This window comes from Aeromonas diversa CDC 2478-85 (assembly GCF_000819805.1).
GTDB lineage: Bacteria > Pseudomonadota > Gammaproteobacteria > Enterobacterales > Aeromonadaceae > Aeromonas > Aeromonas diversa.
The window spans coordinates 368407-386906 of the sequence record NZ_CDCE01000020.1 but is presented as its reverse complement, the minus strand read 5'-3'; the positions used below and the strand labels follow the sequence as shown (position 1 = coordinate 386906).

Annotated in this window: 18 protein-coding genes; 15 read left to right on the top strand and 3 right to left on the bottom strand. The window is 62.9% G+C overall.

Annotation, left to right across the window (positions count from 1 at the left end; genetic code table 11):
• The first annotated feature begins 88 nt into the window (after positions 1–88).
• Both cysZ and BN1121_RS06725 read left to right on the top strand, forming a co-directional pair.
• Positions 89–856 (top strand): sulfate transporter CysZ, encoded by a 768-nt coding sequence (gene cysZ, locus BN1121_RS06730; RefSeq protein WP_005348343.1) that lies wholly within the window; start codon positions 89–91, stop codon positions 854–856.
• Positions 857–974: 118 nt separating this feature from the next.
• A complete protein-coding gene (locus BN1121_RS06725; RefSeq protein ID WP_043157176.1) occupies positions 975–1589 on the top strand; it encodes a trimeric intracellular cation channel family protein in 615 nt (204 codons plus the stop codon).
• Positions 1590–1678: 89 nt separating this feature from the next.
• Here the strand turns inward: BN1121_RS06725 and BN1121_RS06720 are convergent, their stop codons facing one another.
• Complete coding sequence (locus BN1121_RS06720; RefSeq protein WP_005348338.1) at positions 1679–2137, bottom strand: methylglyoxal synthase; 459 nt, start codon at positions 2135–2137, stop codon at positions 1679–1681.
• A gap of 142 nt (positions 2138–2279) precedes the next feature.
• Positions 2280–3440, bottom strand: coding sequence for an FAD-dependent oxidoreductase (locus BN1121_RS06715; RefSeq protein WP_043157175.1), 1161 nt, complete (start codon positions 3438–3440; stop codon positions 2280–2282).
• Between the two features lie 207 nt (positions 3441–3647).
• Between BN1121_RS06715 and miaB the strand changes: the two genes are divergently transcribed.
• From miaB to lnt, 5 genes are all read left to right on the top strand, one after another.
• A complete protein-coding gene (miaB, locus tag BN1121_RS06710) occupies positions 3648–5081 on the top strand; it encodes a tRNA (N6-isopentenyl adenosine(37)-C2)-methylthiotransferase MiaB (RefSeq protein WP_005348334.1) in 1434 nt (477 codons plus the stop codon).
• A gap of 51 nt (positions 5082–5132) precedes the next feature.
• Positions 5133–6191, top strand: coding sequence for a PhoH family protein (locus BN1121_RS06705; protein WP_005348332.1), 1059 nt, complete (start codon positions 5133–5135; stop codon positions 6189–6191).
• Positions 6188–6652, top strand: a complete 465-nt coding sequence (gene ybeY / locus BN1121_RS06700) for an rRNA maturation RNase YbeY (RefSeq protein WP_005348331.1) — start codon at positions 6188–6190, stop codon at positions 6650–6652. Before BN1121_RS06705 ends, ybeY begins: the two co-directional genes overlap by 4 nt.
• A gap of 72 nt (positions 6653–6724) precedes the next feature.
• Positions 6725–7603: a CNNM family magnesium/cobalt transport protein CorC gene (gene corC, locus BN1121_RS06695; RefSeq protein WP_005348329.1), complete on the top strand. Its 879-nt coding sequence runs from the start codon at positions 6725–6727 to the stop codon at positions 7601–7603.
• Positions 7604–7606: 3 nt separating this feature from the next.
• Positions 7607–9139: an apolipoprotein N-acyltransferase gene (lnt, locus tag BN1121_RS06690; RefSeq protein ID WP_043157166.1), complete on the top strand. Its 1533-nt coding sequence runs from the start codon at positions 7607–7609 to the stop codon at positions 9137–9139.
• A 55-nt stretch (positions 9140–9194) separates the two neighbouring features.
• Here lnt and BN1121_RS06685 read toward each other — a convergent pair whose 3' ends face one another.
• On the bottom strand, positions 9195–9677 hold the full coding sequence (locus tag BN1121_RS06685) for a zinc ribbon-containing protein (RefSeq protein ID WP_005348325.1): 483 nt from the start codon (positions 9675–9677) through the stop codon (positions 9195–9197).
• Positions 9678–9794: 117 nt separating this feature from the next.
• On the opposite strand from BN1121_RS06685, the gene leuS reads away from it, so the two are divergent.
• From leuS to rodA, 8 genes are read left to right on the top strand one after another with little or no spacing between them, the layout of a single operon-like run.
• Positions 9795–12374 (top strand): leucine--tRNA ligase, encoded by a 2580-nt coding sequence (leuS, locus tag BN1121_RS06680; protein WP_005348309.1) that lies wholly within the window; start codon positions 9795–9797, stop codon positions 12372–12374.
• A gap of 16 nt (positions 12375–12390) precedes the next feature.
• The gene (locus tag BN1121_RS06675; protein WP_005348297.1) at positions 12391–12873 is read left to right on the top strand and encodes an LPS-assembly lipoprotein LptE; all 483 of its coding nucleotides are present in this window, start codon (positions 12391–12393) and stop codon (positions 12871–12873) included.
• Positions 12873–13907, top strand: coding sequence for a DNA polymerase III subunit delta (holA, locus tag BN1121_RS06670; RefSeq protein ID WP_005348294.1), 1035 nt, complete (start codon positions 12873–12875; stop codon positions 13905–13907). The genes BN1121_RS06675 and holA overlap by 1 nt, the downstream gene beginning before the upstream one ends.
• A complete protein-coding gene (gene nadD / locus BN1121_RS06665) occupies positions 13901–14560 on the top strand; it encodes a nicotinate-nucleotide adenylyltransferase (protein WP_005348291.1) in 660 nt (219 codons plus the stop codon). The genes holA and nadD overlap by 7 nt, the downstream gene beginning before the upstream one ends.
• A 37-nt stretch (positions 14561–14597) precedes the next feature.
• Entirely contained in the window at positions 14598–14936 is a 339-nt protein-coding gene (gene rsfS, locus BN1121_RS19725) for a ribosome silencing factor (RefSeq protein WP_005348290.1), read from the top strand.
• A 3-nt stretch (positions 14937–14939) separates the two neighbouring features.
• Positions 14940–15407: a 23S rRNA (pseudouridine(1915)-N(3))-methyltransferase RlmH gene (rlmH, locus tag BN1121_RS19720; protein WP_005348286.1), complete on the top strand. Its 468-nt coding sequence runs from the start codon at positions 14940–14942 to the stop codon at positions 15405–15407.
• 33 nt (positions 15408–15440) lie between these two features.
• Positions 15441–17360 (top strand): penicillin-binding protein 2, encoded by a 1920-nt coding sequence (mrdA, locus tag BN1121_RS06650; RefSeq protein WP_005348284.1) that lies wholly within the window; start codon positions 15441–15443, stop codon positions 17358–17360.
• Complete coding sequence (gene rodA, locus BN1121_RS06645) at positions 17353–18456, top strand: rod shape-determining protein RodA (protein ID WP_005348281.1); 1104 nt, start codon at positions 17353–17355, stop codon at positions 18454–18456. The genes mrdA and rodA overlap by 8 nt, the downstream gene beginning before the upstream one ends.
• The last annotated feature ends 44 nt before the right edge of the window (positions 18457–18500 follow it).

The following is an 18500-nucleotide window of genomic DNA, read 5'->3' as shown; positions in this document are numbered from 1 at the left end:
TCGTCGAAGGAAATGGCTGGCAACTTTACCAAATCGAGGGCTTGTTTGTAATATGCGGACATCTTCCGACCCACCGATGGACTCTCTGATGAAGCAACCCCTGGTGAAAGATTCGGTCAGCGGCGCTGACTACTTCCTGCGCGGCTTCTCTCTTATCCGCCAACCCGGCATCCGCACCTTCGTGGTGATCCCCCTGCTGGTCAACATGGTGCTGTTTGCCGCCGCCTTCTACGCCTTGCTGCTGCAACTCGACGGCCTGTTTGCCTGGCTGCACCAGCAGATCCCCGAGTGGCTCTCATGGCTCGACTACCTGCTCTGGCCGCTGGCGCTCATCACCATACTGGTGCTCTTCTCCTTCGTCTTCAGCTCGGTCACCAACTGGATTGCCGCCCCCTTCAACGGCCTGCTGGCCGAGAAGGTGGAGCAACTCCTCACCGGCGAAACCCCGAACGACAGCGGCATGCTGGATGTGGTCAAGGATATCCCACGCACCTTCGGCCGTGAGTGGACCAAGCTCAAGTACTACCTGCCCAAGGCCATCGGCTGCCTGCTGCTGTTCCTCATCCCCGTGGTGGGCCAGACAGTGGCACCGCTGCTCTGGTTCCTGTTCAGCGCCTGGATGATGGCGATCCAGTACGTGGACTATCCGTTTGACAACCACAAGATCGACTTCGTTACCATGCGTGAAGCCCTCAAGGCCCGGCGCGGTAAGTGTCTGAGCTTCGGCGCCCTGGTCACCCTCTTCTCCTCCATCCCGGTGGTCAACCTCTTCGTCATGCCGGTCGCCATCTGCGGCGCCACCGCCATGTGGGTCGATCACTATCGGGCACAGCACCTGCCACGTCGGGCAGTGTAAACAAGAGGGGCGCCACGGCGCCCCTTGTCATTAGAAAAACTAACATTATTTTTTTGCATTTGTCCCACGCGACTTGCATGAGTAGGATCCCCTCCTTTTGAATACCCTGGGATTTCTCATGCTCCACCTGCTCTTCATCATTGGTCTCATCGCAGAGGGAATGACCGGCGCCCTGGCCGCCGGCCGCCGCCGCATGGATCTGTTTGGCGTCATCATCATCGCCTCGGCCACCGCCATCGGGGGCGGTACCATTCGGGACGTACTGCTCGGCCACTACCCTCTGCTCTGGGTGGAACACCCCGAGTATGTGCTGCTGGTGGCCGCCGCCGCGATGGCGAGCGTCGCCTTTGCCCCCTTGATGCGCTATCTCACCAAGCTGTTTCTCGCCCTCGACGCACTGGGGCTGGCGGTCTTCTCTATCTTTGGGGCGGCCAGGGCCCTCGAGATGGGACATGGTCCCCTCATCGCCTGCATCATGGCGGTGGTGACCGGCGTCTTCGGCGGCGTGCTGCGAGACTTGCTCTGCCAGCGCATCCCCCTGGTGTTTCGTCGCGAGCTCTATGCGGCCGTCTCTCTCGTCACGGCAGCCCTCTACTGCCTGGCCCTGGCCCATCGGGTGCCCAATGAGTGGGCCGCTTTCGGCGCCATCGGCATCGGTTTCGTGCTGCGTCTGCTGGCGGTGCGCTACAAGTGGGGCCTACCCACCTTCAACTACCAGTTTGCTGCCCATTGAAAATACGAGAGGCCAGCCGGTTACCCGGCTGGCCTCTCTCTTTGCTCTGCGCTGCCTATGACTCGCCACAGCCCCGCGGAGGATGCTGCTTACTCGGTGCGCTCCTTCAGATACCCGGCATAGTCGGGGATCTCGACGGTGAAGGTGCGGTTCATGTGAGGGCAGTCCATCAGGAAGTCGGCGGTCGCCTCGTTGGTCGCGACCGGAATGTTCCAGACCGCCGCCAACCGCAGCAGGGCCTTGACGTCCGGATCGTGGGGGACCGCGTTGAGGGGATCCCAGAAGAAGATGAGCACGTCTATCTTGCCTTCTGCGATCATGGCCCCCAACTGCTGATCCCCCCCCATGGGGCCGGAAAACAGGCAGGTGATGGGCAAGGCGGCCGCCTTGCTGAGCCGGGTCCCCGTGGTGCCGGTGGCGTAGAGGTGGTGCAGCTTGAGCTCTTCCTTGCGCCGGATCACCCAGCGCTGGAGAGACTCTTTCATGTTGTCGTGGGCCACCAGGGCGACCCGCTTGTGGGCCGCCATTTCGCGTGTGGTGCTGCGCATCGTGAATTCCGTAGTCAGTTGCCAGAAATTGGGGTGTCATGCTACCCGAAAGCCGGCGCCGTCACCCACGCCGCGAGACGATAAGTGTGATCCTGCCGGCGCTTTAGATAGCGCCCGCCAGGTGAGAGGGGATGCCCCTTTCTCACAGCCCCAGCGCATAGCGCAGGGCCAGCGCCTTGAGGGGCCCCGCCTTGTCCGCCAGATTGAGTCCCAGGTTACGCAGCACCGGCAGGGGGCCGAGGCGGTTGCTAAAGGCCGCATAGAAGAGATCCATCCCGGATTGCATCAGCTGATTGTCGGGGCGACGGCGGCGCTCGTAACGACCTGCCAGCTCGAGCTGGTGCCACTGCTCACCGGCCCTGGCCAGCAGATCGCACCAGCAGGCCACGTCCTTGAAGCCGAGGTTGACCCCCTGCCCCGCCAACGGATTGATGGTGTGGGCGGCGTCCCCCAAGAGCACCACCCGCCCGGCGTGATAGCGGTTGGCGTGGCGACGCACCAGGGGGAAACTGCCGCGGCCGGTGACCCGAAAACCGCCGAGGCGACTCGGGAAGGCGGCGCGAATGGCCTGCTCCAGTTCGGGCAGGGTGAGCCCCATCAGCTCGCGGATGCGCGCCGGGCTGTCGTACCACACCAGAGAGCCATGCGCCCCACTGAGCGGCAGAAAGGCGCGTGGGCCACTCGGGGTAAACTGCTGCCAGGTGATGTCCTGCTGCCCCTCGTCGGTGTCGATGTTGATGAGCATGCAGTGCTGGCGGTACTCGAAGCGCGACACCCCAATGCCGGCCAGCCGCCGGGTGAGGGACTCGGCGCCGTCGCAGGCCAGCACCCAGCGGGCCCGCAGCTGGCTGCCATCATCGAGCGTCAGGGTGGCACAGTCACGCTCCTGCGACAGGGCCTTGATACGGGACGGAGTCAGGGTATGCACGTTGGGCCAGCGCTCCATGGCGGCCAGCAGCCCCAGCTGAAGCAGGCGGTTCTCGACGATATAGCCAAGCTGGGGCAACCCCAGCTCGTCGGCACTGAAGCGGGCGGCAAAACCGTCCCACTCCCAGGTCTCGAGACGGCGATAGGGGCAGGCACGCATGGCGCGGGTACTCTCCCAGGCGCCGGCTCGCTCGAGCAGAGAGACCGAGGCGGCGCTGATGGCCGACACCCGCAGATCCATGGGCTGGGCCGGGTCGAAGGGGGCTGGCAGCTCGGCCTCGATGACACTCACTTCGAGTCCCTGGCGTGCCAGCAGGCAGGCTGCCGCGGCACCGACCATGCCGCCACCGACGATGGCGATGTCACAAGATTGCATCATTGATTGTTCCGTGAGCGGTTCCGTTGGCGGAAAGTGGGGCCATTGTAGCCTGCTTTGGGGGTGGGATGCAGCGTGGGGAAATCCCAAAAACCGCATGTGGGGCAGGGATTTGCCCCCCTGGATATTAACTGGTCAGAGCCACAGTTGCGGAGTAAAATGACCGGCCCTTTGATCATGTCGACATCAACACCCGCAAGAGTAGCAATGAGCAAGAAACTTCATATCAAGACTTGGGGCTGCCAGATGAACGAGTACGACTCGTCCAAGATGGCCGACCTGCTCGACGCCAGCAACGGTTACCAGCTTACCGACGAGCCCGAAGAGGCCGATGTGCTGTTGCTGAACACCTGCTCCATTCGTGAGAAGGCGCAGGAGAAGGTATTCCACCAGCTGGGGCGCTGGAAGCTGCTCAAGGAGAAAAATCCAGCCCTAGTGATCGGGGTAGGTGGCTGCGTCGCCTCCCAGGAGGGGGACGCCATTCGCAGCCGTGCCCCTTACGTGGACATCGTCTTCGGCCCGCAGACCCTGCACCGTCTGCCGACCATGATCAGAAGCGTTCAGGAGGGCCGTGGCGCCCAGGTGGACGTGAGCTTCCCCGAGATCGAGAAGTTTGACCGCCTGCCCGAACCGCGCGCCGAAGGCCCGACCGCCTTCGTCTCCATCATGGAAGGCTGCTCCAAGTACTGCACCTACTGCGTGGTCCCCTACACCCGCGGCGAAGAGGTGAGCCGACCGCTGGATGACGTCCTCTACGAGATCGCCCAGCTCGCCGAACAGGGCGTGCGCGAGGTCAACCTGCTGGGCCAGAACGTCAACGCCTATCGCGGACCGACTCATGATGATGGCATCTGCACCTTTGCCGAGCTGCTGCGCCTGGTGGCCGCCATCGACGGCATCGACCGTATTCGCTACACCACCAGCCACCCCATCGAGTTCACCGACGACATCATCGAGGTGTACAAAGACACGCCGGAGCTGGTGAGCTTCCTGCACCTGCCGGTGCAAAGCGGCTCGGATCGCATCCTGACCCTGATGAAGCGTCCCCACACGGCCCTCGAGTACAAGTCGAAGATCCGTCGCCTGCGGGCTGCCCGTCCGGACATCACCATCAGCTCCGACTTCATCGTCGGCTTCCCCGGCGAGAGCGAAGAAGACTTCGCCGCCACCATGAAGCTCATCGAAGAGGTGGGCTTTGACATGAGCTTCAGCTTCATCTTCAGCCCGCGCCCCGGCACTCCGGCCGCCGACCTGCCGGACGATGTGGATATGGAGGTGAAGAAAGAGCGCCTCTATCTGCTGCAGCACGTCATCAACAACCAGGCGATGCAGCTGAGCCGCGCCATGCAGGGCACCATCCAGCGCATCTTGGTGGAAGGGCCCTCCAAGCTCAACCCCATGGAGCTGCGCGGGCGCACCGAGAACAACCGGGTGGTCAACTTCGAAGGGCCCCACAGCCTCATCGGCCGCTTCGCCGACGTGGAGATCACCGAGGTGCTGCCCCACTCCCTGCGCGCACGCTTCGTGCGTGGTGAAGAGGAGATGGGCCTGCGGATCGCCACGGCACCGGGCGAGATCCTGGCCCGCCGCCCGGACAACGTGCCGGACCCGCTGGGCGTGGCCGCCTTCACCCCCCATTGATCACCCTGCCGCCTGCCCCTCGGGCGGGCGGCTTCGTCTTGCGAGGATCCCTTGAGTCGACACATTTCCACCATCAATCTGCACCTGGAACCCGCCGACAACGCCCGGCTGGCCAGCCTGTGCGGTCCGTTCGATGACAACCTCAAGCAGCTCGAGCGCCGCATGGGCGTCGAAATAAGCTACCGCAACAACCATTTCCAGATCCTGGGCAAACCGGCCCAGGCCGAGGCCGTCGCCGAGCTGCTCAAACAGCTCTATGTGGAGACAGCCCCGGTGCGCGGTAACCAGATCCCGGATATCGAGCCGGATCAGGTGCACTTGGCCATCCTGGGTAGCCAGGCCATGGAGCAGGATGAGGGAAGCCCGGAGCCGGGCATGAGCTGGGGCAAGGAGGTCAACATCAAGACCAAGCGCGGCATGATCAAGGCCCGCAGCCAGAACCAGTCCCAGTACATCGCTAACATAGTGCGCCACGACATCACCTTCGGCATAGGGCCGGCCGGTACCGGCAAGACCTATCTGGCGGTCGCCGCCGCCGTGGATGCCCTGGAGCGCCAGGAGATCCGCCGCATCCTGCTGACCCGCCCGGCGGTGGAAGCGGGCGAGAAGCTCGGCTTCCTGCCCGGCGATCTCTCCCAGAAGGTGGACCCCTACCTGCGCCCCCTCTACGACGCCCTCTTCGAGATGCTGGGCTTCGAGCGGGTGGAGAAGCTTATCGAGCGCAACGTCATCGAGGTCGCCCCGCTCGCCTACATGCGTGGCCGCACCCTCAATGACGCCTTCATCATCCTCGACGAGGCGCAGAACACCACCACCGAACAGATGAAGATGTTCCTGACCCGTATCGGCTTCAACTCCAAGGCGGTCATCACAGGGGATATCACTCAGATCGATCTGCCGCGGGGCGCTCGTTCGGGGCTGCGCCACGCCCTCGAGGTGTTGCAGGGGGTCGATGGCCTCTCCTTTAACTTCTTCCAGTCCCAGGATGTGGTCCGCCACCCCGTGGTCGCCCGCATCGTCCAGGCCTATGAGGCATTCGATGCCGAGCAGGCCCGTCAGAAGGCCAGTGCCGACGCCGAGCGTCAGGCCAACAAGGAGAATCAAGCATGAGCGTGATGCTGGATCTGCAGCTCGCCTGCGAAAACGAACAGGGGCTGCCGAGCGAGTCCGACTTCCAGCGCTGGCTGGACGGCACTGTACTGGGCTTCCAGCAGGAGGCCGAGGTGACAGTACGCTTGGTGGACGAGGCCGAGAGCCACGAGCTCAACCTCACCTACCGGGGCATGGACAAACCCACCAACGTGCTCTCTTTCCCGTTCGAGGCCCCGCCGGGCATCGAGCTGCCCCTGCTCGGGGATCTGGTGATCTGTCGCCAGGTGGTGGAGCGCGAGGCGACCGAACAGGGCAAACCGCTGGAGGCCCACTGGGCCCACATGGTTGTCCACGGTAGCCTGCATCTGCTAGGTTATGACCATATTGAGGACGACGAGGCCGAGGAGATGGAGCAGCTTGAACGCGACATCATGAACGAGCTGGGCTACGCCGACCCCTATGCCGATGACGAGCAGTAATCCCATTGACATGAATGGGAACTAGCCTCATATCTGCCGCATCATCCCTTAAGTGAACCATCAAGAGACAAGATGACCGACGATCACCCTAGTACCGGCTCGCCGAAGAAGAGCTGGCTCGACAAACTCAGCCAACTGTTCCAGGGCGAGCCCAAGGACCGCAACGACCTGGTAGAAGTGATTCAGGACGCCGAAGAGCGCGACCTGATCGACCAGGACACCAAGGACATGATTGAGGGCGTGCTCGAGATCGCCGAACTGAGAGTGCGGGACATCATGATCCCCCGCTCCCAGATGGTGACCATCGAGAAGTCCCAGCCCATCGAGGCCTTCCTCCCCGTCATCGTCGAATCGGGTCACTCCCGTTTCCCGGTGATCAACGAGGACAAGGACCACGTGGAAGGGATCCTGCTGGCCAAGGATCTGCTGAAAGTGGGTCTGGGTCAGGACGACGAGCCCTTCTCCATCGAGCGCTTCCTGCGCCCCGCGGTGATCGTCCCCGAGAGCAAGCGGGTCGACCGTCTGCTCAAGGAGTTCCAGGCAGAGCGCTACCACATGGCCATGGTGGTCGACGAGTTTGGCGGTGTGTCGGGTCTGGTCACCATCGAGGACATCCTCGAGCTCATCGTCGGCGAGATCGACGACGAGTTTGACGACGACGACAACGAGCCGGACGAGATCCGCCGCATCAGCAAGCGGGTCTTCTCGGTCAGCGCCCTGACCGAGATCGAGGACTTCAACGACTTCTTCGGCAGCGAGTTTAGCGACGAGGAGGTCGACACGGTCGGCGGCCTGGTGATGCACGCCTTTGGCCACCTGCCCGAGAAGGGCGAAGAGGTCGAGATCGACGGCTATCAGTTCAAGGTAATGCACGCCGATCGTCGCCGTCTGCAACAGTTGCAGGTTAAGATACCGGAAGACCATGTTGCAGCCCAATCAGAGCCCCAATAATCCGTGAAATCGAGACTCCTGATCACCCTGAGCGCCCTGTCCTGCGGGGCGCTCTCCGTTATGGCCTTCTCTCCGTTTAACTACTGGCCCCTGCTCATCCCCTCCCTGCTCGGCCTCTTCGCCCTGATCGACAGGGTCAGCCCCAAGCAGGCCGCCTGGCGCGGCTTTGGCTATGCCATGGGGATGTTCCTGCCGGGTCTTTGGTGGATCCACGTCAGCATGACCGAGTTTGGCGGCATCCCGCTGCCGGTCGCCTTTGTGCTGCTGGCGGGCCTGTCTGCCTACCTGGCGCTCTATCCGGCCCTGGCTTGCTGGGCCTTCGCCCGCTTCTTTCGCGAGCGTCACTGGAGCCGCTGGTTGCTTGCCTTCCCGGCCCTCTGGCTGGTGGCGGACTGGCTGCGCGGCATGGTGCTGACTGGCTTCCCCTGGCTCTGGTTTGGTTACACCCAGATCGACGGTCCCCTCAAGGGACTGGCTCCGCTGCTCGGGGTACAGGGCATCACGCTCGCGCTACTGCTCACCGCCGCCAGCCTGTGGCTGCTGTGGCAGACCCGCCGCCTGCTCTGGTTGGCCGTGCCGCTGGTGCTGGTGGCGCTCGCCACCGCCAGCATGCAACTGAGCTGGGTAACCCGCGGTGAGCCGGTCAAGGTGGCCCTGGTGCAGGGCAACATAGAGCAGTCGATGAAGTGGGATCCGGAGACGCTGGTCCCCACGGTACGCAAATATCAGGACTTGAGCCGTCAGCATCAGGACGCGGACATCATCGTCTGGCCCGAGTCCGCCATCCCGGCCCTCGAGAAGGAGATGGTTCCCTATCTCGAGAATCTGGACAAGGCGATGAAGGTCAACGAGACCGCCCTGATCGCCGGCATCATCAACTTCGACATGGACCAGCGCCGCTTCTACAACGTGGTGCTTGGCATGGGGATGACCGACCTCGACGGCAAACAGAGCTACCACTATGAGCAGGGCAACCGCTACAACAAGGTGCACCTGCTGCCCATCGGCGAATACGTGCCGTTTGGCGATCTGTTGCGCCCCATCGCCCCCTTCTTCAACCTGCCCATGTCCTCCTTCAGCGAAGGGGCGCCGGTGCAGGAGAACCTGCTGGCCAAGGGGCTGCGCCTGGCGACCGCCATCTGCTATGAGATCATCTTCCCCGAGGAGCTGCGCCGCAACGTGATGGAGCAGACCGACTTCCTGCTCACCGTCTCCAACGACGCCTGGTTTGGCAAGAGTATCGGCCCCTGGCAGCACATGGAGATAGCGCGGATGCGGGCCCTGGAGTTCTCTCGCCCCCTGCTGCGCGCCACCAACACCGGGCTCACGGTTGCCACCGAGAGCGATGGCCACATCATAGGCCAGCTGCCCCAGTTCGAAGACGGGGTACTGCGGGTCGAGGTACGCCCAGCCACCGGCGCGACCCCTTACCAGCGCTTCGGCTCCTGGCCCCTCTATGCCCTCTCTGCCCTGATGCTGATCGCTGCCCTCTGGCTGCGTCCGCGCGCTCACCCCTGGAGTGAGCGCCACTACTGAGATGCCCCATGAAAAGAGGCGCCCACGGGCGCCTCTGCTTTTTGTTAGCTTCCCCTCATGGGGAGAGGGGCTCACGTACGAAGGCGGTGGCGCCGCACTGGATACACTCACCGAGCCGCTCCGGGCGAAGCACTGTATGGCGATGGCCGCACTGGCGACACACCATGACCCCGAGCCCGACCCAGTCACCGCTTCGGTACTCTCCCTTGTGCTCGAGATCGGCCGACAGCTCGGCCCACTCCACCTGGGTGCGATCCGTCGCCTCGACCAACCAGGACCAGATGGAATCCTTTAGCAGCAGCGTGAACTCGGATTCTGGGACCTCCTGGCGCCCCTCCTCGAAGTTGCCCAGATCCCGTTTAACGTACTCAGCGATGAGGGCCCACTCGTCCCGGGTCAGGTCACCGGCCGCCTCCAGGTAGTCCTGCACCCGGGCGATGAGCCGGTTGAGGCGCTCCTCCTGATACTGCCCGGTGGCTTCCCACTGGGCCCGCAGCTCCTCGATAAAGGCCTCATAGCCCTTTTTCTGCTTGTCCATGGTCTCTCCTCCCTCCTTGCCAGCCCTGGCCGGTTGTTGCGGCCCCCGTTACTCGGTATTCTATGGCGATTTTCCAGTTGGATGTTCCAATCCATTTCACAGATCCGGATGTCACCAATGCAAGAACAGTACGTTCCCCAGACGATTGAGCCCTCAGTGCAACAGCGCTGGGACACCCAGAAAACCTTCAAGGCCGTGGAGAAGGTCGACAAGGAGAAGTTCTACTGCCTCTCCATGTTCCCCTATCCGTCGGGTCGTCTACACATGGGGCACGTTCGTAACTACACCATAGGTGACGTGGTATCCCGCTATCAACGGCTGAACGGCAAGAACGTGCTGCAGCCCATCGGCTGGGACGCCTTCGGCCTGCCGGCAGAAAACGCCGCCATCAAGAACAAGACGGCGCCGGCGCCCTGGACCTATGAAAACATCGAGTACATGAAGAACCAGCTGAAGATGCTGGGTCTGGGTTACGACTGGGACAGAGAGCTGGCCACCTGCAAGCCGGACTACTACCGCTGGGAACAGTGGTTCTTCACCAAGCTCTATGAGAAGGGCCTGGTCTACAAGAAGACCTCCTCCGTCAACTGGTGCCCGAACGACATGACGGTGCTGGCCAACGAGCAGGTGGTGGACAACTGCTGCTGGCGTTGCGACACCCCGGTGGAGCAAAAAGAGATCCCCCAGTGGTTCATCAAGATCACCGACTACGCCGAAGAGCTGCTCAGCGACATCGACAATCTGGATGGCTGGCCGGAGATGGTCAAGACCATGCAGCGCAACTGGATTGGTCGCTCCGAAGGGGTCAACATCAGCTTCAATATCGACGGCCAGGATGAGCACCTCGAGGTCTACACCACCCGTCCGGACACCTTCATGGGCGTGACCTATGTGGGCATCGCCGCCGGCCACCCGCTGGCGCTGCAAGCTGCCGAGGGTAACCCCGAGCTCGCCGCCTTTATCGAAGAGTGCAAGAACACCAAGGTGGCCGAAGCCGAGCTCGCCACCATGGAGAAGAAGGGCATGGCCACCGGCCTCTACGCCATTCACCCGCTGGACGGCCGCAAGGTGCCGGTCTGGGTCGCCAACTTCGTGCTGATGAACTACGGCACCGGCGCCGTCATGGCCGTTCCGGGTCACGATCTGCGCGACCATGAGTTCGCCACCAAGTACGGCCTCGAGATCAAGCCGGTGATCAAGCCGGTTGATGGCGATGCACCGAACGTGATCGACGCCGCCTACGCCGAGAAGGGCGTGCTGTTCAACTCCGGCGAGTTCGACGGCCTCGACTTCCAGGGTGCCTTCGATGCCATCGCCAACAAGCTTGAGGCGCTGGGCAAGGGCAAGCGCACCGTCAACTACCGCCTGCGCGACTGGGGTGTCTCCCGTCAGCGCTACTGGGGCGCCCCCATCCCGATGCTGACCCTGGCTGACGGCACAGTGGTGCCGACCCCGGCCGACCAGCTGCCGGTACTGCTGCCGGAAGACGTGGTGATGGACGGCATCCAGAGCCCGATCAAGGCCGACGCCGAGTGGGCCAAGACCACCTACAACGGCCAGGAAGCATTCCGCGAGACCGATACCTTCGACACCTTTATGGAGTCCTCCTGGTACTACGCGCGCTACTGCTCCCCGGACTACGACAAGGGCATGCTGGATCCGGCTGCCGCCAACCACTGGCTGCCGGTCGACCAGTACATCGGCGGCATCGAGCACGCCTGTATGCACCTGCTCTACGCCCGCTTCTTCCACAAGCTGCTGCGCGACGCGGGCCTGGTGAACAGCGACGAGCCGTTCAAGCGCCTGCTCTGCCAGGGCATGGTGCTGGCCGACGCCTTCTACTACAAGGACGAGAAGGGCGGCAACGTCTGGGTCAGCCCCCTCGACGTGACCGTGGAGCGCGACGACAAGGGCCGCATCACCAAGGCGGTGGACAACGAAGGTCGTGAGGTGATCCACTCCGGCATGACCAAGATGTCCAAGTCCAAGAACAACGGCATCGATCCGCAGCTGATGGTAGAGCGTTACGGCGCCGATACCGTGCGTCTGTTCATGATGTTCGCCTCGCCGGCCGAGATGACTCTGGAGTGGTCAGACTCCGGTGTGGAGGGTGCCCAACGCTTCCTGCGCCGCCTGTGGCGGATGACCTTCGAGCACGTGGGTGCCGGTGCCGTTCCGCCCCAGGATCTGGCCGCCCTGAACGGTGACCAGCAGGCCCTGCGCCGCGAGCTGCACAAGACCATCAAGAAGGTGAGCGATGACGTGGGTCGCCGTCAGACCTTCAACACCGCCATCGCGGCCATCATGGAGCTGATGAACCACCTGGCCAAGCTGGGCAGCGACGCTCAGGATCGCGCCCTGATGCAGGAGGCGCTCGAAGCCATCGCCGTCATGCTCTACCCCATCACCCCGCACATCTGCTGCGAGCTGTGGCGTGCACTCGGCAAAGACGGTGAGGTGGACGATGCCATCTGGCCGGTGGCCGACGAGGCCGCACTGGTCGAGAACGAGAAGCTGGTGGTGCTGCAGGTGAACGGCAAGGTACGCGGCAAGATCACCGTACCGGCCGACATCAACCAGCAGCAGATCGAAGAGCTGGCCATGACCGACGTCGGGGTGCAGAAGCACACCGAGGGCAAGACCATCCGCAAGGTCATCTATGTGGCAGGCAAACTGCTCAACATAGTCGCCAACTGATCATAGAGAGGACACCATGAGTCGCTTGATGCGTCGCTGGTTGGTGGTTCTGGTTGCAGGCCTGCTGGTGCAGGCCTGTGGTTTCCACCTGCGTGGCATGGCCATCCCCCCCGAACTGATGACCATGAAGGTAGTCGGTGACAACAAGAGCGACTTTTATCGCCTGGTCACCACCCGACTAAAGGCTGCCGGCGTGACCCTGGCCAACAAGGAGGGGATCCCGGTCCTGACCCTGGGCGCCGTGGGGAACTCCAGCCAGGTAGCCTCGGTTAACGTTCAGGGTACCGAGATAGAGTATGTGTTGGGTTTTAACACCCAGTTCACCATTGCGGTGCCGGACAAGCCACTTCAGGTCTTCCCGATCACCTTCAACCGCAGCTTCCTCAACAAGCCCGATGCGGCGCTCGCCTCCTCCCGGGAGCAGGCACAGATCAATCGGGAGATGCAGGAGCAGGCGGCCGATCAGGTGATCCGGCAGCTCAGCCAGGTCAGCTTCTGATGAGAGTGTTTCCCGAACAGTTCGATGATCATGTGAGAGCAGGGCTTAGGCCCTGCTATCTCGTTTTTGGCGACGAGCCGCTGCTGCGCATCGAAGCCATCGACACGATCCGCCGGGTCGCCCGCGAGCGCGGCTTCGAGGAGCGTCACAGCTTCACCGTCGAGCCGGGGCTGGACTGGAACCAGGTCTATGACGCCTGCCAGGCCCTGTCGCTGTTCGCCAGCCGCCAGGTGATCGAGCTGGAATTGCCCGCCAAGGTCGACAAGGATCTCGCCGCCAAGATCACCGAGATAGGCCAGCTGTTGCATCCTGATCTCCTCCTGATCCTGTCGGGAGGGCGTCTCACCACGGCCCAGACCAAGGCCGCCTGGTTCGACAAGCTCGAGAAGCAGGGCTCCTGGGTCCCCGTCAACCATCCTGAGCCACGCTTCTTCCCGCGCTGGATGGGGGCGCGCTTTCAGCGCTTCGGCCTCAAGGCTCAACCCGACGCCATCAACTTCATGTGCCACAGCTACGAGGGGAACCTGCTGGCCGCCAGCCAGGAGATCGAGAAGCTGACCCTGCTCTCTCCCCCGCAGCCGGTGACGGTCGCCTACCTGCAAGAGACCATAGTTCGCCACGCCCACTTCACCCCCTTCCAGCTTATCGACACCCTGCTGGAGGGAAAGATTAACCGTGCCCAACGCATTCTGGCCGCCCTGCGCGCCGAGGGCACAGAGCCGGGCCAACTGGCCTGGACACTGGCCCGCGAGCTGGAACAGCTCGAGACACTGGCCCTGGCCCGCCAGGCCGGCCAGCCGCTGGCCGAGCACTTCAGCCGGCTGCGCATCTGGCAGAGCCGCCAACAGCTCATCACCCAGGCCCTCAATCGCCTGCCGGTGGCCAAGATAGCCCAGCTATGGAGATTCATGGCCGAGCTCGACGATCGCCTGCGCCGCTTTGACAGCGAGGGGGCCTGGCTGCTGCTGGCCACCCTCTGCCTCGGTTTTCGTGACGCAGCGCCCCTGCCCTTGCTGGAAGAGGCGCCATGCTAGCGCCCCCGCTCGGCCTGCTTGGGGGAACCTTCGATCCCATTCACCTCGGCCATCTCAAGCCTGCCCTGGCGGCGCGCGATGCCCTGCGCCTTGGCGAGCTGCGCCTGCTGCCTAACCGGGTGCCGCCGCATAGGGCCAGCCCCTTCTGCACCCCGGAGCAGCGCCTGGCCATGGTGTATCTGGCCGCCAACGAATTTGGCCTCGGCGTGGATGAGCGAGAGCTGAGACGAGATCGCCCCTCCTGGACCATAGAGACCCTCGAGGAGCTGCGTCACGAGCTGCCCGATACTCCCCTCTGTTTTCTGATGGGAATGGACTCCCTGCTCTCCCTGCCCAGCTGGCACCGCTGGGACGAGTTGCTGAGCCTTGCTCACCTAGTGGTGAGCGTGCGTCCGGGCTGGGACGCCGCCGAGGCCACGGCGCCGGTACAGGCACTGCTGGCGCGCCACGGCACCCTGCGGGTCGATGACCTGCACCAACATCGCGCCGGCCATATCTGGTTGGCCCACAACGAGCCGCAGCCGCTCTCCTCCACCGAGATCAGAGCCAGGCTCGCCGCGGGGAACGATCCGGGAGAGTTGTTGCCTGAGTCGGTAGCGAACTATATTCGCAATAACCGCCTCTATGCGGGACAGAGTGGCCCCGTGCTATAATCCGCCGCCCGACGCGACGCAATACAGGAGAAGGTCATTGCAAGGCAACGCACTTCACGCCTTTATCATCGACAAGATCGATGACATGAAGGGCCGCGATATCGTCACCCTGGACGTACGCGGCAAATCCACCATCACGGATACCCTCATCATCTGCTCCGGCAACTCCAACCGCCATGTGCGCTCCATCGCCGACCACGTGGCCAGCGAGATGCGGCATTCAGGCCAGGATCCGCTGAGTGTCGAGGGAGAAGATACCGGTGAGTGGGTACTGGTGGACCTGGGCGAGGTGATCGTCCACGTGATGCAGGATGAATATCGCGACTTCTACCAACTGGAAAAGCTCTGGGGCGGCGCCCCGGTCGAAGCGGCCTAGTTGATGAAGATTCAGTTGATCGCGGTGGGCACCAAGATGCCCGCCTGGGTTGAGCACGGCTTCGAAGAGTACCGTCGCCGCTTCCCCAAAGACATGCCGTTCGAGCTGGTCGAGATAGGCGCCGGTAAACGCGGCAAAAACGCCGACATTCCCCGCATCTTGCAAAAAGAGGGAGAGGCCATGCTGGCCGCCGCCGGTCGCTCGCGCGTCGTCACCCTCGATATCCCGGGCAAGCCCTGGACCACGGAGCAGCTCGCCACCCAGCTTGAGGCCTGGAAGCTGGACGGTCGAGATGTCGCCCTGCTGGTGGGCGGGCCCGAGGGGCTCTCCCCAGAATGCAAGCAGGCCGCCGAGCAGAGCTGGTCCCTGTCGCCGCTCACCCTGCCTCACCCCCTGGTGCGGGTTCTGGTGGCCGAAAGCCTCTATCGGGCCTGGAGCATCACCACCAATCACCCCTATCACAGGGAGTAGTCTGTTCATGAGTCACGCCGCTTAGGAGCCCCGATGTCGAAACAACGGGTAGAGATACGCGACCACAGCGCCGAAGGCACGCTCTTCTTCCGCCGCTCCCTGGTCGCCTACATCGGCATGGTGGTGCTGATCTTGGTGCTGTTTGGCAACCTCTATTACCTGCAGGTGCTCTCATATGACACCTATCAGACCCGCTCCAATGACAACCGCATTCGGGTGGTGCCGGTGGCCCCAACCCGTGGCCTCATCTATGACACCAACGGGGTGCTACTGGCGGAGAATCGCCCCGTTTATAGCCTGGAAATCGTCCCGGAAGAAGCCGGCAACGTCGACAAGATGGCCGACGACCTCATCGCCCTGCTCGGTCTGCCCGACGGTACCAAAGAGAAGTTCCTGGCCGAAACCAAGCGCCAGCGCCGCTTCAAGCCGGTGCCCCTGTACGAGAAGCTCACCGAGAAGCAGGTGGCGCTCTTCTCGATCAACCAGCACAACTACCCGGGCGCCAGCATCGAGGCCTACCTCAAGCGCTACTACCCGTTTGGTGACACCCTGACCCACGCCCTGGGCTATGTGGCCAAGATCAACGCGCGTGACGTGGAACGCCTCGAGAAAGAGGAGAAGCTCGCCAACTACGCGGCCACCAAGGACATCGGCAAGCAAGGGGTCGAGAAGTACTACGAGGATAAGCTGCACGGCACTGCCGGCTATCAGGAAGTCGAGGTGAACAACCGCGGCCGCGTGGTACGGACCCTCAAGTTCCAACCCCCGGTGCCGGGCAAGGACATCTACCTCAACATCGACATTCGGTTGCAGCTCTACGCCCAGCAGCAGCTGGCTGGCCGGCGCGGCGCCATCGTGATGATGGAGCCCAAGACCGGCGCCATCCTGGCCATGGAGTCGAGCCCGAGCTACGACCCCAACCTGTTCGTGACCGGTATCTCCAGCGCCAACTACTCGGCCCTGCTCAACGATCCGGCCCGCCCGCTGGTCAACCGCACTACTCAGGGCATCTATGCACCGGCTTCGACGGTCAAGCCCCTGATGTCGGTGATGGGGCTCAACGAGGGGGCCATCACCCCGGGTTACCGTTACTTCGGCGGCCCTACCTACTCCATTCCCGGCACCACCAAGAAGTTTCGCGACTGGAAGAAGTGGGGCCACGGCTGGCTCGATGTTTACCGCGCCATCGAGGTATCGGCAGATACCTACTTCTACGATCTCGCCTACCGAGTCGGTATCGATCACATCAACGAGTACATGACCAAATTTGGCTTCGGTCAGTACAGCGGGGTCGATATCTATGAGGAGACCCGCGGAGTCATGCCGTCACGGGAGTGGAAGCGCAAGCGCTGGCGCCAACCCTGGTTCCAGGGGGACACCATCTCCATCGGCATCGGCCAGGGCTACTGGAGTGCCACCCCCATGCAGCTGGCCAAGGCCATCAGCATACTGACCCAGAATGGTCACGACGTGACCCCGCACCTGCTCAAGCGTACCACCACAGCCACGAGCAGCGAGGATGCGCCCGTCAATCCCAATATGGCACTCTCGGTACGCGACAACAGCTACTGGGCTGTCGCGCGCGAAGGCATGTGGCGGGTTATCAACGGCCATGAAGGGACCGGGCGTAAGGCCTTTGCCAATACTCCCTACGTAGCCGCCGGTAAATCCGGTACCGCCCAGGTGGTCAGCCTCAAGGAGAACGAGGTCTACAACGCCAGCAAGATGAAGGTAGAGCATAGGGACAACGCGCTCTTCGTGGCCTTCGCCCCCTATGACAGTCCCAAGGCCGTCATCGCCCTGGTACTGGAGAACGCAGGGGGAGGGAGTAGCAATGCGGCGCCGGTGGCCCGCGCCATGCTCGACTCCCTGCTACTGCCACCGCCGCCCCAGCTACCACCGGCGCCGAAACAGCAAGCCACCCCATTGCCGGAGAATAAGGCTCATGAATAACTCCGATCGCCGCACCAGCATCTGGTATCGCATGCATATCGACCTGCCCCTGCTGCTCGGTCTGCTGGGGCTGATGGCTCTCGCCATGGTGCTACTCTACTCCGCCTCGGGCCAGAGCATGGATGAACTGATCAAGCAGGCCGTCCGCGGCGGTCTGGCGCTGGTCATCATGGTGGTGATGGCCCAGTTCAGCCCCAACTTCTACGCCCGCTGGGCCACCCCCCTGTTCGTGGTAGTGGTGTTGATGCTGATCGCCGTGGATGTCTTCGGCCACATCGGCAAGGGAGCACAACGCTGGCTCGACCTGGGTTTCATGAAGTTCCAGCCCTCCGAGCTGATGAAGCTCTCCATGCCCATCATGATCGCGGTCTGGCTGAGTCGCCATCCCCTGCCCCCCAAGCTTGGCCATCTGGTCATCAGCCTGGTGCTGGTGCTGGTGCCGACCCTGCTGATCGCGGCCCAGCCCGATCTCGGCACCTCCATCCTGGTGGCGGCGTCCGGCTTCTTCGTCATCTTCCTGGCCGGGATCAGCTGGTGGTTGATCGGGCTCGCCGTGCTGCTCATTGGCGCCTTCCTGCCGGTGCTCTGGTTCTTCCTGATGCACGACTACCAACGCCAACGGGTGTTGATGCTGATCGACCCGGAGAAAGACCCCCTTGGCCGTGGCTACCACATCATCCAGTCGAAGATCGCCATCGGCTCCGGTGGCATCTTCGGTAAAGGCTGGCTGGAGGGGACCCAGTCTCAACTCGAGTTTTTACCGGAACGGCATACCGACTTTATCTTCGCCGTCTACAGCGAAGAGTTCGGCCTGGTCGGGGTAGCACTGCTCCTGGTGTTGTACCTCTACGTCATCAGCCGTAGCCTCTACATCTCGGTACAGGCCCAGAACAGCTTCGAGCGGCTGCTCGGCGGCGCCCTGACCCTCACCTTCTTCGTCTATGTGTTCGTCAACATGGGCATGGTGAGCGGCATACTGCCTGTGGTGGGGGTGCCCCTGCCCCTGGTCAGCTACGGTGGCACCTCCATGGTGACCCTGATGGCAGGCTTCGGCATTCTGATGTCGATCCACACCCACCGCCGCCTGCTGGCATAGTCTGTCGCACGCCTCCCCAGCCAGGGGAGGCGTGCCGCCATATC

Bases quoted from the DNA above. Each gene is read 5' to 3' on its own strand.
- cysZ (WP_005348343.1), top strand. From the start codon at position 89: ATGAAGCAACCCCTGGTGAAAGATTCGGTCAGCGGCGCTGACTACTTC.
- BN1121_RS06725 (WP_043157176.1), top strand. From the start codon at position 975: ATGCTCCACCTGCTCTTCATCATTGGTCTCATCGCAGAGGGAATGACC.
- BN1121_RS06720 (WP_005348338.1), bottom strand. From the start codon at position 2,137: ATGCGCAGCACCACACGCGAAATGGCGGCCCACAAGCGGGTCGCCCTG.
- BN1121_RS06715 (WP_043157175.1), bottom strand. From the start codon at position 3,440: ATGCAATCTTGTGACATCGCCATCGTCGGTGGCGGCATGGTCGGTGCC.
- miaB (WP_005348334.1), top strand. From the start codon at position 3,648: ATGAGCAAGAAACTTCATATCAAGACTTGGGGCTGCCAGATGAACGAG.
- ybeY (WP_005348331.1), top strand. From the start codon at position 6,188: ATGAGCGTGATGCTGGATCTGCAGCTCGCCTGCGAAAACGAACAGGGG.
- corC (WP_005348329.1), top strand. From the start codon at position 6,725: ATGACCGACGATCACCCTAGTACCGGCTCGCCGAAGAAGAGCTGGCTC.
- BN1121_RS06685 (WP_005348325.1), bottom strand. From the start codon at position 9,677: ATGGACAAGCAGAAAAAGGGCTATGAGGCCTTTATCGAGGAGCTGCGG.
- leuS (WP_005348309.1), top strand. From the start codon at position 9,795: ATGCAAGAACAGTACGTTCCCCAGACGATTGAGCCCTCAGTGCAACAG.
- BN1121_RS06675 (WP_005348297.1), top strand. From the start codon at position 12,391: ATGAGTCGCTTGATGCGTCGCTGGTTGGTGGTTCTGGTTGCAGGCCTG.
- holA (WP_005348294.1), top strand. From the start codon at position 12,873: ATGAGAGTGTTTCCCGAACAGTTCGATGATCATGTGAGAGCAGGGCTT.
- nadD (WP_005348291.1), top strand. From the start codon at position 13,901: ATGCTAGCGCCCCCGCTCGGCCTGCTTGGGGGAACCTTCGATCCCATT.
- rlmH (WP_005348286.1), top strand. From the start codon at position 14,940: ATGAAGATTCAGTTGATCGCGGTGGGCACCAAGATGCCCGCCTGGGTT.
- mrdA (WP_005348284.1), top strand. From the start codon at position 15,441: ATGTCGAAACAACGGGTAGAGATACGCGACCACAGCGCCGAAGGCACG.
- rodA (WP_005348281.1), top strand. From the start codon at position 17,353: ATGAATAACTCCGATCGCCGCACCAGCATCTGGTATCGCATGCATATC.